The following is a 15,457-nucleotide window of genomic DNA, read 5'->3' on the forward strand; positions in this document are numbered from 1 at the left end:
ATGCATGAAAAAGGGCGCCTTGCGGCGCCCTTCTGCTGTCCGGAGCGGACGTGCGGATCAACCGCCAAGCCTGGCCTTCAGCGCGGCGAGCAGCTTGACCGCCGCCGGCGACGTCGCCGGCAGGCCACGCGGATCGACGGCCGACACGTAGGCACCGGCTTCCACCGCCGACACGCGCACCAGGAAGCTCGCGCCTTCGTAGCTCACGTCGTAGGTGCCCAGCAGTTGCGCACGGCTGGCGACGGTGACGCCTTCGACACCGGCCAACGCTTCGCCGACGCGCGTGAAGGCCTCATCGCGGGAGCCGGCCACGTTGAAACCGCCCGCCGCCGGCGCGGCCGACGGACCGACCTGCCCGGCCGCCGGCACCTGCATGGCGCCGCTGGTGCTGGGCAGGGTGAGGTCCGGCGGTACTTCCAGCGGACGCGCTTCCGGCGCCAGCGCGTAGTCGCCCTTCGCGCCCTTCTTGAACCACGAGCAGCCGGCGACGGACACGACCAGCAGCACGAGGGCAAGCGGACGCACGAGGGAAGACGAAAGACGCATGAGGTTCTCCTGGGTTCAGGCCGCGAGGCTGTCGCGGCTGGATTGTGCTTCCAGCGCCTGCACCACGGTGGCGAGGCGGTCGGCGATGTCGGTATGGGGGGAAGACAGCGTGAGCAACGGCAGGCGCAGGCCATGGCCGAAGCCCGCACGCTGCAGCAACGCCTTCACCGGAATGGGATTGGATTCCACGCCGAGGAAGCTATAGATCTCCTGCAGCTGCGCATCGAGCGCGGCCGCAGCGGCGGTGTCGCCCGAGCGGGCCAGGTCGCACAGCCGGCGGAACGTACGCGGCAAGGCATTGGAGCCGACCGAGACCAGGCCATCGGCGCCGGCCAGCATCGCGCGCGATGCGGTCGGGTCGTCGCCGCTGAGGATGGCGAAGCCGTCGCGGCGCAGCGCCAGCAGTGCGGACATGCGCTCGGGTTCCGAACGCGCCTCCTTGATGCCGACGATGTTCGGATGGTCGACCAGCGCCGCCACCGTCTCCGGCAGCAGGTCGCACCCGGTGCGGCCGGGCACGTTGTAGAGCACCACGGGCAACCTGCCCTGGTCGGCGACGGCGCGGTAGTGCGCCACCAGGCCGGCCTGGGTCGGTCGCACGTAGGGCGGCGTCACCACCAGCGCGACCTGCGCACCGCCGGCCGCGGCGCGGCGCGTGGTGGCGATGGTCTTCGCGGTATTCATCTGCCCCGTGCCGGCGAGCACCGGCACCCGGCCACGCACTTCTTCCACGGCGATGCGCAGCACGCTGTCGTATTCGTCGTCGGAGAGCGCAGCGGCCTCGCCGGTCGAGCCCGCCACCACCACGCCCTGCGTGCCACCGTCGATCTGCTGTTTGAGCAGTTCGCGCCAGGCGTGCAAGTCGAGTTCGCCCGACGCCAGGAACGGCGTGACCAGTGCGGTGATGCTGCCGGAAAGGTGCAAGGGAAGGCTCTCGGTGGGGATCCGGCGCACCGGCAGCGCCCGTAAGCGCAGTTATCCCGGTCCGCCTGCAATGTCGGCCGCATGTTACTTGCGGGCTCAAAGGGCGGGCAAGTATGCTGCCAGCGTCGCCGGGCCGCAGCCCGGCCGCCATTCAGCCAGACCGCAACGCCGGAAGCTCTCTTGACCGATTCCACGCCCCGGCCTTCGCCGACCGAAAACCACCTCCTGATCACCGCCTACACGACGCATCCGGAATCGCCGCTCCTGTCGGTGACACGCCGGATCGCCGACAGCGGCTGCAATCTGGTGGACGCGCGGCTGTCCACGGTGGGGCGCGATGTGTCGGTGACGGCGCTCGCGACCGGTTCGTGGGACGCCGTGGCGAAGCTGGAGACGATGCTGTCGCGGCTGGAGCGCGACGACGGCCTGAAGCTGGTGTTCTACCGCACCGGCCCGAAGGTGGTGCAGTCCAACCTGCTGCCGTACATCGTGGAAGTGGTCGCCGCCGACAAGCCGGGCATCCTGTTCCAACTGGCCGATTTCTTCGACCGCCAGGGCATCACCATCGAGAACCTGCAGAGCACGCGCTACCGCGCGATGCAGACCGGTGCGGAGATGTTCTCGGCGCAGGTCACGATCGGCGTGCCGGCCAACATGCATATCGCCGCGCTGCGCGACGATTTCCTCGAATTCTGCGACCATCTGAACCTGGACGCGATCATGGATCCGATGAAGTTCTGACGATGACGGCGAAAAGCGCGAAAGCCCTGCCCACGTCGACACTGAAACTGCCGCTGGCGCTGTCCGGCGGCGAGACCACTACCCTCGCCGACTACGCCGGCTCCTGGCTGGTCCTGTACTTCTACCCGAAGGACAGCACGCCCGGCTGCACTACCGAAGGCCTGGATTTCAACGCCCTGCTGCCGAAATTCAAGAAGCTGGGCGCGACCGTCCTTGGTGTCTCGCGCGACTCGGTGAAGTCGCACGACAACTTCTGCGCCAAGCAGGGCTTCAGGTTCCCGCTGGTGAGCGACGCCGACGAAGCGCTGTGCAAGGCCTTCGACGTGATCCACGAGAAGAACATGTACGGCCGCAAGGTGCTGGGCGTCGTCCGCAGCACGTTCCTGATCTCGCCCGACGGCCGCCTTGCGCAGGAATGGCGCGGCGTGAAGGTCGCCGGCCATGCCGATGCCGTGCTGGACGCCCTGAAGGCCCACCAGGCCCAGTGACGGAATCCTCTTCCACTCCACCCACCATCCCGCGCCGCGGCGGGCCATGGTGGTTCGCTGCTGTCCGCGGAAAAGTCGCCCGTGTTCACACATCTTCCTCGATGAGGTTGCCCGAATGACCCGTAGCAAGCGTATCTATGTGTTGGACACCAACGTGCTGATGCACGACCCCACCGCGCTGTTCAAGTTCGAGGAGCACGACGTCTACCTGCCGATGCAGGTGATCGAGGAACTCGACAACGGCAAGAAGGGCACCTCGGAAGCGAGCCGCAACGCGCGGCAGGTCAGCCGCTTCCTCAACGAACTGGTCGAAGCCTCCGGCCTGGACAACCTCGCCGCCGGCATCCCGCTGATCCAGCCCAACAGCCTGCAGTTGCGCGGCTCGCAGAGCGCCGGCCTGCTGCGCTTCCAGACCAGCCACTTCGAGGCCGGCAAGAGCTTCGGCGCGGTCATCCCGGACAACGCCATCCTCGGCGCGATCCTCGCGCTGAAGGAGCAGGAGCCGGAGATCCCGGTGGTGTTCGTCTCCAAGGACATCAACCTGCGCATCAAGGCGGCGATCGCGGGCATTGTGTCCGAGGACTACGAGAACGACCGCGCGCTCGACGATTTCAGCCTGCTGTACACCGGCGCTGATCCGCTGCCGGAGGATTTCTGGCAGCGGCACGGCAAGGACCTGCGCTCGTGGACCGACAAGGGGCGCACGTTCTACGAAGTCGTCATGGCCAAGGACGCCGGCTGGTATCCCAACCAGTTCCTGTACCTGCCAGGCGACGACGAATCCGAGTTCCGCGTCAGCAAGGTGGACGGCGACAAGGCGACGCTGCAGATCGTCGACGACTTCCGTCACAGCCAGCATGCGGTGTGGGGCATCAATGCGCGCAACCGCGAACAGAACTTCGCGCTCAACGCGCTGATGGACCCCGACGTCGACTTCGTCACCCTGCTCGGCACCGCCGGCACCGGCAAGACCCTGCTCGCGCTGGCGGCCGGCCTGGCGCAGACGATGGACCAGCAGCGCTACCGCGAAATCATCATGACCCGCGCCACGGTCAGCGTCGGCGAAGACATCGGTTTCCTGCCGGGTACGGAAGAGGAAAAGATGACGCCGTGGATGGGCGCGCTGACCGACAATCTTGAGGTGCTGACGCACAACCAGGAAGGCGGCGCCTGGGGTCGTGCGGCGACCAACGACCTGCTCGCCAGCCGCATCAAGATCCGTTCGATGAACTTCATGCGCGGCCGCACCTTCCTGTCGCGCTACCTGATCCTCGACGAAGCGCAGAACCTCACGCCGAAGCAGATGAAGACGCTGATCACCCGTGCCGGCCCCGGCACCAAGATCGTCTGCCTGGGCAACGTGGAGCAGATCGACACGCCTTACCTGACCGAAACGACGTCCGGCCTGACCTACGCGGTGGACCGCTTCAAGAACTGGGCGCACAGCGCGCACATCACGCTGCGGCGTGGCGAGCGTTCGCGCCTGGCGGACTACGCGTCGGAAGTGCTGTGATCGCACGCTCACACTGGAGCGCGGCGTGCGTGCTGGCCGCACTGGCCTGCGCAGGACAGGATGTCCTGGCGCAGGCGAGGCCATCCGCTACTGCGCCAACGGACGGGATATCGGTGCAGTCGGTGCGCGAGATTTCCCTGTTCCCGTACAGCGAGGGCTTTCCTGCTGAAGCGACGGCGCAACGGTTGTCAGGACAGGTGGTCGTCAGGGCGGACGTGCTTGCGGCCGGGACAGTAGCGAATGCCCGCATCGAGTCGTCTTCGGAGTCCCGGGTACTGGATGACGCCGCACTTTCCGCCGCCGCCAAGCTCGCTTTCAAGCCGCGTGCTCCCGCGGCGGCGCCGGTACCGGTGCGCATCCCGGTAGGCTTCTCGCTCGACAGTGTGCAGACGCTGTCGACGAAGTCCTGTGACGAGTTCAACCAGGACCTCGCCGCATTCCGGACACTCAAACCCGGCGCGAAGGCGGCCGACATGCGGGTGTTCGATCTTGTCACGGGCGTCTGGGTCACGACCAACGGCTCGATGTCGTTGGACACGCTCAAGCGACTGCCATCGGCGCCGGAAAAAGTGGCCGGCGCGTGCGCGAAACGCCCCGACGCGAAATTCCTGGATGCCTTCATGAAGGCGATGCGGTGAATGCCGGCCATGCCACGACGCGGGAGCCCATCGCGACTCACCGGTTGTCCGCGAGTTCCTGATGGGTCTCTCTCTTCCCCGCTGGGTCTGGATCGGCGCGGTGACGCTGGCCTGCGTGGCCGGTATGGTCAACGTCGTCGGTTACCTGGGCTTCGAACACCAGGCGGTCAGCCACCTGACCGGCACCACCAGCCTGCTGGGCGCAGCGATCGCACACGGCGACCTGCGCGCCGTGATGCACCTGTGGGGCGTGCTGATCGCCTTCTGCCTCGGCGCGATGTTGAGCGGCCTGATCATCCAGGACCAGACGCTGAAGCCCGGGCGCCGTTACGGCGTGGTGCTGGTGCTGGAAGCGGCGTTGCTGGTCGCGGCGATCCCGATGTTCGAGCAGAAGCAGATCTGGGGTGCCCTGCTGGCGGCCGTCGCCTGCGGCCTGCAGAACGCGATGGTCACGACCTACAGCGGTGCCGCCGTGCGCACCACCCACCTGAGCGGCATGTTCACCGACCTCGGCATCGGCCTGGGCCACCTGCTGCGCGGCATGCCGCTGCAGGTGCGCCGCCTGGCGCTCAGCGGCCTGATCATCAGCGGGTTCCTGGCCGGTGGCGTGCTGGGCGCCATGCTCTATCGACGGCTTGGCTATGACGCCCTGCTGGTACCGGCGCTGCTGACCGGCCTGACCGGCATCACCCACATCGCCTGGCTGCACCGCCGCTTCGCGTCGCGGGAGCCGACGCCTGCCGGCGACGAAAAACGACCGCCGCGATGATCCCGGCACCTGCCAGCGTCAGTGCCTGAAGCGCTCGCGCAGCTGCAGCAGCGGCCGCTCCACCCCGAAGTAACTGACGCTCGCCACCAGGAACGGCAGCGCGATCGCGAGTGGCAGCATGTCCCGCGCAAGCTGCACCTGCCTGCCCAGGAAGATCTGCTGCCACAGGTACAGGGAATAACTGATGGTGCCGACGAACACCGCCACCCGGCAGTTCAGCAGCCGATCGATGGCCGGATTGATGCGGAACACCACGCCGAGCACGCAGACGGCAATGCCGACATTGACCATCGTCGCGCCCACCGGCAGGTAGAACGACGGCCATTCGGAGAACGAGGCGGCCGCCAGCGCCATCAGCAGCGCCGCCGGATAGGCGTAGGGAGGAATCGCTTTCGACAGCCGTTCCGCGCCGACCCGCTGCACCAGCAGCGCGGCGAAGCAGCCGGTCGCCAGCGCATCGGCGACGTACTGGAATTCCTCATCGATACCGGCGTGCGACGCTGGCCACAGCGCCCAGGCCAAGACCCGGATGACCGGCGCCAGCGCGATGATCCCGACCGCCGCGAACAGCGCACGCCGGCCGGACCACAGGAACAGCAGCGGCCACAGCAGGTAGAACTGCTCCTCGACGGCGAGCGACCACAGGTGGCCCAGCGACCACCCGCGGTCGTGGTGGTAGTTCATGGTGTACGTCAGCGCATGCGCCACGTCGCCCGAACGCAGCGTGGCCCAGCCGATGGACGCGGCGACCACCGCGCAGGCGATGTAGAGATAGGCGGCGGGAAAGATGCGGATCGTCCTGCGCAGATAGAAGTCGCGCAGCGAAACGCGGCCGCGCCGCTCGCGCTCATCGACCAGCAGCGTGGTGATCAGGAAGCCGGACAGCACGAAGAAGATCGCCACGCCGAAGCCCGCGATGTCGAACACCAGCAGGTCCCTGATGGCGCCGGGAAACTGGGGGAACTTCGCCGCATGGCCCACCAGGACCATCAGCACCGCGATCGCGCGCACGCCATCCAGGCCGGAAAGCCGCTTCACCACCCATTCCCCTGTCGCCGCTTGCGGCGCTTCCATCGACACTCCAATGACGCAGGATCGGGGCCGATGGGGCCACTTGCCCGGGGCACGACGGCATAATGACCGCATGCCCTCCCTTTCCTCCGTCTCCGCCCTGACCATCGCCGGCTCCGATTCCGGCGGCGGCGCCGGCATCCAGGCCGACCTCAAGACCTTCGCCGCGCACCGCGTGCATGGCCTGTCGGCGATCGCCGCGCTGACCGCGCAGCACACCCGTGGCGTCACCGCGGTGAACGTACCGCCGATGGACTTCCTGCGCGCGCAGCTCGATGCCTGCTTCGAGGACTTCGACATCCGCGCGGTGAAGCTGGGCATGCTGGCCACCGCCGAGGTGATCGGCGTGGTGGCGGACGCCTTGCGGGCTCATCGGCCGGCGGCGGTGGTGGTCGATCCGGTGATGGTGGCCACCAGTGGCGCCAAGCTGCTGGAGGACAGCGCGCTGCACGCGGTGCGCACGCAGTTGCTGCCGCTGGCAGACGTGGTGACGCCCAACCTGCCCGAAGCCGAACTGCTGCTCGGGCGCGCCATCCCCGATGCCGAGGCGATGCGCGTGGCCGCGGCAGACCTGCTGGCGCTGGGCGCGCGCGCCGTGTTCCTCAAGGGCGGCCACCTGCCGGACGATGGCGACGTGGTCGACCTGTTCATCGACCAGGACGGCCTGGTCGAAACCGCGCACCCGCGCCTGGCGCTGGACGCGCACGGCACCGGGTGCACGCTGGCATCGGCCATCGCCGCGCGTCGTGCGCAGGGCATGGCGATGCAGCAGGCCTGCCTGGCCGCGTCGGATTACGTGCATGCCGCCCTGCGCGGGGGGTATCGGCCCGGCCGCAGCGACATCGTGGTGCTGGACCATTTCGGCGCGGCGCCCACCGCATGAGCGCCATGGACCAGGAGCTTCTGGCGGAAGAGCTTCCGCTGCGGTCGCAGGACGGCCACGCCTACACCCTGATCGCGCGCATACCGGCGACACCCACCAGCGCACTGCTGTGGGTGCCGGCGCTCGGCGTGGCGGCACGCCACTACCTGCCGTTCGCGGAGGCGCTCGCCGCATGTGGGATAGCGGTGTTCGTGCACGAATGGCGCGGCAACGGCAGCAGTTCGCTGCGCGCCAACCGGCGCAACGACTGGAGCTACCGCGACCTGCTGGGCAAGGACCTGCCGCTCAGCCATGCCGCGCTGCGTGATCGCTTGCCGGGTGTTCCGCATCGCATCGGCGGCCACAGCCTGGGGGGCCAGTTGGCGGCCTGCCATGCAGGCCAGGCACCGGACGCATTCGACTCCATCTGGCTTGTCGGCAGTGGCACGCCGTACTGGCGCACCTTCCCGGCACCGCGCGGTTACGCGCTGCCGTTCTTCTACCAGTTCGCGCCGTGGCTGGCGCGCGCCTGCGGCGCATTGCCGGGCCGGCGGTTGGGCTTCGGTGGCGATGAAGCACGTGGGCTGATCCGCGACTGGGCCCGCGTCGGACTCAGCGGACGATACCGCGCGGCCGGATGGCCGGTGGATCTGGAAGCCGGCATGCGTCACCTGCGGTCACCGCTGCATGGCGTGCTGTTCGACGACGACTGGCTGGCGCCGGAGCGTTCGCTGCGGGCGCTGATGGCCAAGATGCCGGACGCGCCTGCCCACGTCACCGTGCTGGATCACGCCCGCCTGGGGGCGCGCGCCGACCATTTCGCCTGGATGAAGCAGCCGCAGGCCGTGGTCGACGCCCTGCTCGCCTGACGCCTCAGCAACCCACCACGATGCAGTCGCGTCCCTGCGCCTTCGCGCGGTAGAGCGCGCTGTCGGCGCTGTTGATCCAGTCCGAGACCGAGGCGATGCCGGCATGGGATTCGGCCAGCCCGATGCTCACCGTGCAGCGCAGGCCACGCGCCGAGAACGCGCAGGCGGCAACCTGCCGGCGCAGGCGTTCCGCCGCGACGATGGCCTCCTCCCAGCGCGTGTCCGGCATCACCACGCCGAACTCGTCCCCGCCGTAGCGGCCGCTGGTGTCCACATCGCGCAGGCAGGCTTTCAGCAGGCGTGCGAATTCCTCCACCACCTCGTCGCCGACGACATGACCGTAGCCGTCGTTGATATCCTTGAAGCGGTCGATGTCGATCAGCACCAGCACGGCCGTGCGTCCCGCCCGCTGGTAGCGCTTGAGCTCGGTGGTCGCCGCGTGCAGCCACTGCTGGCGGTTCATCAGCCCGGTGGCAGCGTCGAAGCGCGCCATCTTTTCCAGCAGGTCCGTCTGCTGCCGCGCCTTGCGCGCCAGCGAATGGGTGGCGACCCCGATCGCCATCGGATAGATCGCCAGGAACGGCAGGCAGGCCAGCACCACCGGATAGCGGGTGTAGGGCTCGAACGCGAAACCCCACGCCGCGCTCGCCGCCCCGCACGTCAGGACCATCGCGCCCAGCGTGCGTGCGCCGAAGCGGCCGCCGCCGATGATGACCTTGTCCATCGTCAGCATCACCGCGAGCAGCACGCTGGGCAGCGCGTCGAAACGCATCGCCGCGATCCAGAAGCCGCCCATGGCGGCGTCGAAGGTGAGGTTCTGGAACTCCGCGCGCAACGGCTCGCTGCGCTGCGTCTTCACCCGCAGGTAGGCGAGGTGTGGCCACAGGAACCCGTTGGCGACCAGCAGGGCCCACAGCGCGGGCGATGCGGAATGCTCGTAAAACACGGCACCCACGCACAGGAACCCGAGCCCCAGCCCCAGCGCGCGCATGCGGTACATGCGCAGGCCGTAGCGTGAGCGGTTCTGTTCCGCCATGTCGCGCGCAGCGTCGGAGGGCAAGCGGATCCTGACGAGGTGGAATGCACCGATTTTCGGCCAATCTCTCCGCCGTCGCCAGCCTGCGACGCAACGCCGCGCCCGGGCTTATGCCAACCCTGTCACGTTCGCAATCACGTTGCGGGGTAGCCCTGCGGATTCTGTGCCTGCCAGCGCCAGGCATCGCGGCACATCGCGTCCACATCCAGCTCCGCGCGCCAGCCCAGGACGTCGTTGGCGAGCGACGGATCCGCATACACCTCGGCGACGTCGCCCGCGCGCCTGTCGACGATCCGGTAAGGGATATCCCGCGACGATGCGCCCGCGAACGCCTGCACAAGCTGCAGCACGCTGACGCCCTGCCCGGTGCCGAGGTTGACGGTCAGGCTGCGCCGCTCGCGCTGCAGGAAGTCCAGCGCGTCCGCATGGGCGCGCGCCAGGTCCATTACGTGGATGTAGTCGCGCACGCCGGTACCGTCCACGGTGGGCCAGTCGCCGCCGAACACGCTGAGGTGGTCGCGCCGCCCGACCGCCACCTGGCAGATGTACGGCATCAGGTTGCTCGGAATGCCGGTCGGGTCTTCTCCGATGAGCCCCGAGGCATGCGCGCCCACCGGATTGAAGTAGCGCAGGTTGGCAGCATGGAATCCGGGATCGCTGGCGCAGAGGTCGCCGATCAGCTCCTCCATCACCAGTTTGGTGCGGCCGTAGGGATTGGTGACCTGCAGGCGGGCGTCCTCGCGCACGGGCACGCTGCAGGGATCTCCGTAGACCGTCGCGGAGGAACTGAACACCAGCCGCCTGACCCCGGCCGACTGCATGCCATGCAGCAGGTTGAGCGTGCCGCTGATGTTGTTGTGGAAGTAGTCCAGCGGACGCTCGCAGGATTCGCCCACCGACTTCAGCGCCGCGAAATGCACCACCGCATCGAACGTCTGCCGCGCGAAGAACCCCGTCACCGCCTCGCGGTCGCGCAGGTCAAGCGGCTGGAACGGCACCGGGCGCCCGGTGATCTGCTGCAGGCGGGCGAGCACGCCGGGCGAACTGTTGCTGAAATTGTCCGCCACGACGACCTCGTGGCCACGCTCGACGAGCACCACGTAAGCATGCGCGCCGATGTAGCCGGCGCCGCCGCACAACAGGATCCGCATGTCGACTCCCCCGGTCGCTGGTCGCCCACCCGTCCGGTGGCCGGTCATGCCTCTGGTACGCAAGCGACGGCACAATCAGGCCATGCGCCTGCGCGCGATGTCCTCTGGACGCGGCTTTGCACGTTGATCGACTCGATACCGGCCGGGCAAGCCCATGCGTGCGCCCCGACCTATAGACTCTTCATCGCTTGCACCACACAGGGGATCCCACATTGATGAACGCTCCGTTGCCCAGCCTGGACCAGGTCAGGATCGCCGTGATCGGACTCGGGTACGTGGGGCTGCCGCTGGCCGTCGCCTTCGGCCGCAAGTTCCCCACGCTCGGTTTCGACATCAACACGAAGCGCGTGTCCGAACTGCGCGACCACCAGGACCACACGCTGGAAGTCAGCGCCGACGAACTGCGCGACACCCCGCTGCTCGACTTCAGCGATGACCCGGCGGCGCTGGCGGGCTGCAACGTGTTCATCGTCACGGTGCCCACCCCGATCGACGACTACAAGCGGCCCGACCTGCATCCGCTGGAATCGGCCAGCCGGACCGTCGGCCGCGCGATCGGCAAGGGCGCGGTCGCCATCTACGAATCGACCGTCTACCCGGGCGCCACCGAAGAGAACTGCGTGCCGATCATCGAGCGCGAATCGGGCCTGCGCTTCAACCAGGACTTCTACGCCGGCTACAGCCCCGAGCGCATCAATCCCGGCGACAAGCAGCACCGCCTGGAAACCATCATGAAGGTCACCTCCGGCTCCACCGCCGAGGTCGCCGATTTCGTCGATGCGTTGTACGGCAGCATCATCACCGCCGGCACGCACAAGGCCAGCAGCATCCGCGTCGCCGAGGCCGCGAAGGTCATCGAGAACACCCAGCGCGACGTCAACATCGCGCTGATCAACGAACTCGCGCTGATCTTCCACCGCCTGGGCATCGACACCCACGAGGTGCTGGAAGCCGCCGGCACCAAGTGGAACTTCCTGCCGTTCCGCCCCGGCCTGGTCGGCGGCCACTGCATCGGCGTCGATCCGTACTACTTGACCCACAAGGCGCAGCAGATCGGCTATCACCCCGACGTGATCCTGGCCGGTCGCCGCATCAACGACGGCATGGGCAGCCATGTGGCGCGGCGCGTGGCGAAACTGATGGCGCGGCGCAACCTGCCCACCGCCGGTGCGAAGGTGCTGGTGCTGGGCCTGGCGTTCAAGGAGAACTGCCCCGACGTGCGCAATACGCGCGTCGTCGACATCGTGGCCGAGCTGCGCAGCTACAACGCGCAGGTCGACGTTCACGACCCATGGGTGAACGCGGGCGAGGCACGTCATGAATACGGGCTGGAGCTGGTGGCAGAGCCACAGGACGGACAGTACGATGCGGTGATCCTGGCGGTCGCGCACCGGGAATTCACCGAACGCGGCGCCGACGGCATCCGCGCCCTCGGCAAGCCCGGCGCCGTGATCTTCGATGTCAAGCGGACCCTGCCCCGCCACGCGGTCGACGACTGCCTGTAACCGTTCCCCCTGCACGAGACTCCTGATGCGCGTTCTGGTCACCGGTGCCGCCGGCTTCATTGGTTCCCACCTCAGCCATCGCCTGCTCGATCGCGGCGACGAGGTTCTCGGGTACGACAACCTCAACGATTACTACGACCCGACCCTGAAGGACGCGCGCCTGGCGCAGCTGCTGCCCAAGGCCGGCTTCCGCTTCGTGCGCGGCGCGCTGGAAGACCGCGCCGCACTGGAAGCGGCGTTCGATGAGTTCAAGCCGCAGCGCGTGGTGAACCTGGCCGCGCAGGCCGGTGTGCGCTATTCGCTGGAGAACCCGCACGCCTACATCGACAGCAACATCGTCGGCTTCACCAACATCCTCGAGGCCTGCCGCCACCGCGGCGTCGAGCACCTGGTCTACGCCTCGTCGAGTTCGGTGTACGGGGCCAACCGCAAGCTGCCGTTCGCGGTGGAGGACAGCGTCGACCATCCGGTCAGCTTGTATGCCGCCACCAAGAAGGCCAACGAACTGATGGCGCATACCTACAGCCACCTGTTCGGGCTGCCGACCACCGGCCTGCGCTTCTTCACCGTCTACGGCCCGTGGGGCCGCCCGGACATGGCGCTGTTCCTGTTCACCCGCAACATCCTGGCGGGCAAGCCGATCGATGTGTTCAACCACGGCCACCACACGCGCGATTTCACCTTCATCGACGACATCGTCGAAGGCGTGATCCGCACGCTCGACACCGTGCCCGGGCCCGACCCGGCCTACGATCCGCTGCTGCCGAATCCCGGCTCGTCGAGCGCGCCGTACCGTGTCTACAACATCGGCAACCACCAGCCCGTTCAATTGCTGCGCTACATCGAAGTGCTGGAGGACTGCCTGGGCCGCAAGGCGGAGAAGCGCCTGTTGCCGATGCAGCCCGGCGACGTGCCGGACACCGAGGCCGACGTCGAAGCCCTGCGCCGCGACACCGGCTATTCGCCGGCAACACCGATCGAGACTGGCATCCGCCGCTTCGTCGACTGGTACCGCACGTTCTACCCCGACTGAGTCTGCGCCTGCGCGCCCGCGAGGCGCGCCGATTGGCCGGATTCCGCTGCCGCCACCGTTACTGATGGCATCAGCAACTCCAGGGGACCCGCCTCATGAAACGCCTGCTCGCCGGCCTTGCCGCCTCCGTGATGTGCCTGATGCTGGCGTCCTGCGCCACGTCGTCCGGCAGCCAGACGCCACCGCCCGCGACCACCACGCTGGCCACCGACGCGTACCACATCGGCGTCGACGACATCGTGCAGGTCTCCGTGTGGCGCAATCCCGAACTCGGCATCACCGTGCCGGTCCGCCCGGACGGCATGATTTCGGTGCCGCTGGTGGGCGACGTGCCGGCCGGTGGCCGCACGCCGGGCGAAGTGTCCAAGGACATCCAGGAGCGTTTGGCGACGTACGTGCGCGATCCGCAGGTCGCGGTGATCCTGACCGACCTGCGCAGCCATGAATATCTGTCCCGCGTGCGCGTGACCGGTGCGGTGCGCCAGCCGGTGTCGCTGCCCTACCGTCCGGGCATGACGGTGCTGGACGCCGTGCTGGCCGCCGGTGGCGTCACCGAATTCGCCGCCGCCGACCGCTCCGACCTGCATCGCAAGACGCCCGAGGAAACCCGCACCTACGCCGTGCGCCTGGACCGCATCCTCAACCGCGGCGACCTGAGCACCAACTACACCGTCTCCCCCGGCGACGTCATCACGGTTCCCGAGCGCACCTTCTGATGAGCCAGAGCAATCTTCCCGCGCGGCGCGGATACGCCGCGCCGGCAGCGCCCGCCAATGCACTGTCGCCCAACGAGCTCGCCCCGATCCTGATCCGCGAAGCACGCCGCCACCGCGTGGCCCTGGTCGGCGTCTTCGCCGCCGTCGCCCTGCTGACGCTGGTCGTCGGACTGCTGGTGCTGCCGAAGAACTACACCGCCGCCACCACGATCCTGGCGCAGGAAAGCGACATCATCCAGCCGCTGCTGGAAGGCCGTGCCGTCGCCACCGAGGTGGTGGACCGCGCCGGCATCGCCCGCCAGGTGATCTACAGCCGCAAGGTGCTGGAAGATGCGCTGAAGACCGGCGGCTGGCTGGACGACAAGCCCACGCCGATCGAGCAGGACCGGCTGATGGAGCAGATCAAGGGCCGCATCGCGATCACCAGCCCGCGTCCGAACCTGATCCAGATCACCTACCGCGACAACGACGCCAAGCGCACCTACGAAGTCACCGAGCGCCTCGGCGACATGTTCATCAAGGAGAGCCTGGCTGCGAAGGAGCGGGAAAGCCGCGAGGCCTACGAGTTCATCGACAAGCAGGTGCAGGACTACCACGCCAAGCTGCTGGAAGCCGAGGAGCGCCTGCGCGCCTACCGCTCCGCCAACACCGACGCGCAGCCCGGCAGCGCCACCGACGCCAACACCCGCATCAGCGCGCTGCGCACGACGGTCGAGCAGACCCGCATGGCGCTGCTGGAACAGCGCTCGCGCGAAGGCGCGATCGCATCACAGCTGTCCGGCGAATCGGCGGTCACCGCCGTGCAGACACGTGAAAGCCTCTACCGTGGCCAGTTGCTCGAGCTGCAGGGCCAGCTGGACCGCCTGCTGCTGAACTACACCGAGCAGCACCCCGACGTGGTGCGCGTGCGCCACCAGATGGCCGACCTGCAGCAGGCGATGACCAATGAGCAGAACCGCCGCGCCTCCGCACCGCAGGGCAGCAGCCCGTTCGACGAAGCGCAGATGAACCCGCTGTACCAGGAACTGCGCAGCCAGCAGGCGCAGACCCGCCGCGAAGTCGCCGCGACCTCATCGCGCATGTCGATCGCCGAGTCGATGCTCAATGACGAGCTCAACCGCAGCCGCCGCATCGCCGACTCGGAAAGCGCGCTGGCCGAACTGACCCGCGACTACGAGGTCAACCGCGACATCTACCAGGACCTGCTGCGCCGTCGCGAGAATGCGCGCGTGTCGATGCAGCTGGACCGCGAGGAGCGTGGCCTGACCCTGCGCGTGCAGGACCCGGCCACCATGCCGCTGCGCCCGACCGGCCTGCGCTTCATGCACTTCGCCATCGGCGGGCTGCTGATGGCCGTGGGCATCCCGCTGGGCCTGCTGTTCCTGCGCGCCCGGTTCGATCCACGCCTCCGCTCCGCGCAGCAGGTGCAGCGGATCACCGACCGGCCGCTGCTGACCGTGGTCCCGACCTACCATTCGCCGCGCGACCGCCGCCAGGAACTGAGCCGGAACGCGATGAGCGTCGGCATGCTGGTGCTGGTCGTACTCGCGTACGGCCTCGCGTTCGGCCTCAAGCGGCTCGCCGCCTGAGGCCGC

At 68.1% G+C, this 15,457-nt stretch carries 16 protein-coding genes; 11 read left to right on the top strand and 5 right to left on the bottom strand.

Annotated elements, in window-relative coordinates; translation table 11 throughout:
* Positions 1–57: 57 nt before the first annotated feature.
* A complete protein-coding gene (locus AC04MD_RS17170) occupies positions 58–546 on the bottom strand; it encodes a hypothetical protein (RefSeq protein WP_475498474.1) in 489 nt (162 codons plus the stop codon).
* 15 nt (positions 547–561) lie between these two features.
* Positions 562–1,470 (bottom strand): 4-hydroxy-tetrahydrodipicolinate synthase, encoded by a 909-nt coding sequence (gene dapA, locus AC04MD_RS17175; RefSeq protein ID WP_475498475.1) that lies wholly within the window; start codon positions 1,468–1,470, stop codon positions 562–564.
* Between the two features lie 180 nt (positions 1,471–1,650).
* On the opposite strand from dapA, the gene AC04MD_RS17180 reads away from it, so the two are divergent.
* From AC04MD_RS17180 to AC04MD_RS17200, 5 genes are all read left to right on the top strand, one after another.
* Positions 1,651–2,211 carry a glycine cleavage system transcriptional repressor gene (locus AC04MD_RS17180; RefSeq protein ID WP_055943639.1) on the top strand — a complete coding sequence of 187 codons (561 nt, stop codon included), beginning with the start codon at positions 1,651–1,653 and terminating at the stop codon, positions 2,209–2,211.
* 2 nt (positions 2,212–2,213) lie between these two features.
* Positions 2,214–2,699, top strand: coding sequence for a peroxiredoxin (locus AC04MD_RS17185; protein ID WP_475498476.1), 486 nt, complete (start codon positions 2,214–2,216; stop codon positions 2,697–2,699).
* 115 nt (positions 2,700–2,814) lie between these two features.
* Complete coding sequence (locus AC04MD_RS17190; RefSeq protein ID WP_475498477.1) at positions 2,815–4,212, top strand: PhoH family protein; 1,398 nt, start codon at positions 2,815–2,817, stop codon at positions 4,210–4,212.
* A gap of 29 nt (positions 4,213–4,241) precedes the next feature.
* Positions 4,242–4,850 carry a TonB family protein gene (locus AC04MD_RS17195; protein WP_475498478.1) on the top strand — a complete coding sequence of 203 codons (609 nt, stop codon included), beginning with the start codon at positions 4,242–4,244 and terminating at the stop codon, positions 4,848–4,850.
* A 61-nt stretch (positions 4,851–4,911) separates the two neighbouring features.
* Positions 4,912–5,619, top strand: a complete 708-nt coding sequence (locus AC04MD_RS17200) for a YoaK family protein (protein WP_475498479.1) — start codon at positions 4,912–4,914, stop codon at positions 5,617–5,619.
* A gap of 18 nt (positions 5,620–5,637) precedes the next feature.
* Here AC04MD_RS17200 and AC04MD_RS17205 read toward each other — a convergent pair whose 3' ends face one another.
* Positions 5,638–6,693, bottom strand: coding sequence for an acyltransferase family protein (locus AC04MD_RS17205; protein WP_475498480.1), 1,056 nt, complete (start codon positions 6,691–6,693; stop codon positions 5,638–5,640).
* A 70-nt stretch (positions 6,694–6,763) separates the two neighbouring features.
* On the opposite strand from AC04MD_RS17205, the gene thiD reads away from it, so the two are divergent.
* Positions 6,764–7,573 (top strand): bifunctional hydroxymethylpyrimidine kinase/phosphomethylpyrimidine kinase, encoded by an 810-nt coding sequence (thiD, locus tag AC04MD_RS17210; RefSeq protein ID WP_475498481.1) that lies wholly within the window; start codon positions 6,764–6,766, stop codon positions 7,571–7,573.
* A gap of 5 nt (positions 7,574–7,578) precedes the next feature.
* A complete protein-coding gene (locus tag AC04MD_RS17215) occupies positions 7,579–8,421 on the top strand; it encodes an alpha/beta hydrolase family protein (protein WP_475498482.1) in 843 nt (280 codons plus the stop codon).
* A gap of 4 nt (positions 8,422–8,425) precedes the next feature.
* Here the strand turns inward: AC04MD_RS17215 and AC04MD_RS17220 are convergent, their stop codons facing one another.
* Positions 8,426–9,481 (bottom strand): diguanylate cyclase, encoded by a 1,056-nt coding sequence (locus AC04MD_RS17220; protein ID WP_475498483.1) that lies wholly within the window; start codon positions 9,479–9,481, stop codon positions 8,426–8,428.
* Between the two features lie 110 nt (positions 9,482–9,591).
* Complete coding sequence (gene galE / locus AC04MD_RS17225) at positions 9,592–10,608, bottom strand: UDP-glucose 4-epimerase GalE (RefSeq protein ID WP_475498484.1); 1,017 nt, start codon at positions 10,606–10,608, stop codon at positions 9,592–9,594.
* A 215-nt stretch (positions 10,609–10,823) separates the two neighbouring features.
* On the opposite strand from galE, the gene tviB reads away from it, so the two are divergent.
* From tviB to AC04MD_RS17245, 4 genes are all read left to right on the top strand, one after another.
* On the top strand, positions 10,824–12,113 hold the full coding sequence (gene tviB, locus AC04MD_RS17230) for a Vi polysaccharide biosynthesis UDP-N-acetylglucosamine C-6 dehydrogenase TviB (RefSeq protein ID WP_475498485.1): 1,290 nt from the start codon (positions 10,824–10,826) through the stop codon (positions 12,111–12,113).
* A gap of 25 nt (positions 12,114–12,138) precedes the next feature.
* Positions 12,139–13,146, top strand: coding sequence for an NAD-dependent epimerase (locus AC04MD_RS17235; RefSeq protein ID WP_475498486.1), 1,008 nt, complete (start codon positions 12,139–12,141; stop codon positions 13,144–13,146).
* A gap of 95 nt (positions 13,147–13,241) precedes the next feature.
* On the top strand, positions 13,242–13,862 hold the full coding sequence (locus AC04MD_RS17240) for an XrtA/PEP-CTERM system exopolysaccharide export protein (RefSeq protein ID WP_475498487.1): 621 nt from the start codon (positions 13,242–13,244) through the stop codon (positions 13,860–13,862).
* The gene (locus AC04MD_RS17245; protein ID WP_475498488.1) at positions 13,862–15,451 is read left to right on the top strand and encodes an XrtA system polysaccharide chain length determinant; all 1,590 of its coding nucleotides are present in this window, start codon (positions 13,862–13,864) and stop codon (positions 15,449–15,451) included. The genes AC04MD_RS17240 and AC04MD_RS17245 overlap by 1 nt, the downstream gene beginning before the upstream one ends.
* Positions 15,452–15,457 lie beyond the last annotated feature (6 nt).

It is taken from the genome of Pseudoxanthomonas sp. LjRoot206 (assembly GCF_056175725.1).

What these genes read in the sequence shown, in the direction of transcription:
- AC04MD_RS17170 (WP_475498474.1), bottom strand. Translation starts at nt 546, where the DNA reads ATGCGTCTTTCGTCTTCCCTCGTGCGTCCGCTTGCCCTCGTGCTGCTG.
- AC04MD_RS17185 (WP_475498476.1), top strand. Translation starts at nt 2,214, where the DNA reads ATGACGGCGAAAAGCGCGAAAGCCCTGCCCACGTCGACACTGAAACTG.
- AC04MD_RS17190 (WP_475498477.1), top strand. Translation starts at nt 2,815, where the DNA reads ATGACCCGTAGCAAGCGTATCTATGTGTTGGACACCAACGTGCTGATG.
- AC04MD_RS17200 (WP_475498479.1), top strand. Translation starts at nt 4,912, where the DNA reads ATGGGTCTCTCTCTTCCCCGCTGGGTCTGGATCGGCGCGGTGACGCTG.
- AC04MD_RS17205 (WP_475498480.1), bottom strand. Translation starts at nt 6,693, where the DNA reads ATGGAAGCGCCGCAAGCGGCGACAGGGGAATGGGTGGTGAAGCGGCTT.
- thiD (WP_475498481.1), top strand. Translation starts at nt 6,764, where the DNA reads ATGCCCTCCCTTTCCTCCGTCTCCGCCCTGACCATCGCCGGCTCCGAT.
- AC04MD_RS17215 (WP_475498482.1), top strand. Translation starts at nt 7,579, where the DNA reads ATGGACCAGGAGCTTCTGGCGGAAGAGCTTCCGCTGCGGTCGCAGGAC.
- galE (WP_475498484.1), bottom strand. Translation starts at nt 10,608, where the DNA reads ATGCGGATCCTGTTGTGCGGCGGCGCCGGCTACATCGGCGCGCATGCT.
- tviB (WP_475498485.1), top strand. Translation starts at nt 10,824, where the DNA reads ATGAACGCTCCGTTGCCCAGCCTGGACCAGGTCAGGATCGCCGTGATC.
- AC04MD_RS17235 (WP_475498486.1), top strand. Translation starts at nt 12,139, where the DNA reads ATGCGCGTTCTGGTCACCGGTGCCGCCGGCTTCATTGGTTCCCACCTC.
- AC04MD_RS17240 (WP_475498487.1), top strand. Translation starts at nt 13,242, where the DNA reads ATGAAACGCCTGCTCGCCGGCCTTGCCGCCTCCGTGATGTGCCTGATG.
- AC04MD_RS17245 (WP_475498488.1), top strand. Translation starts at nt 13,862, where the DNA reads ATGAGCCAGAGCAATCTTCCCGCGCGGCGCGGATACGCCGCGCCGGCA.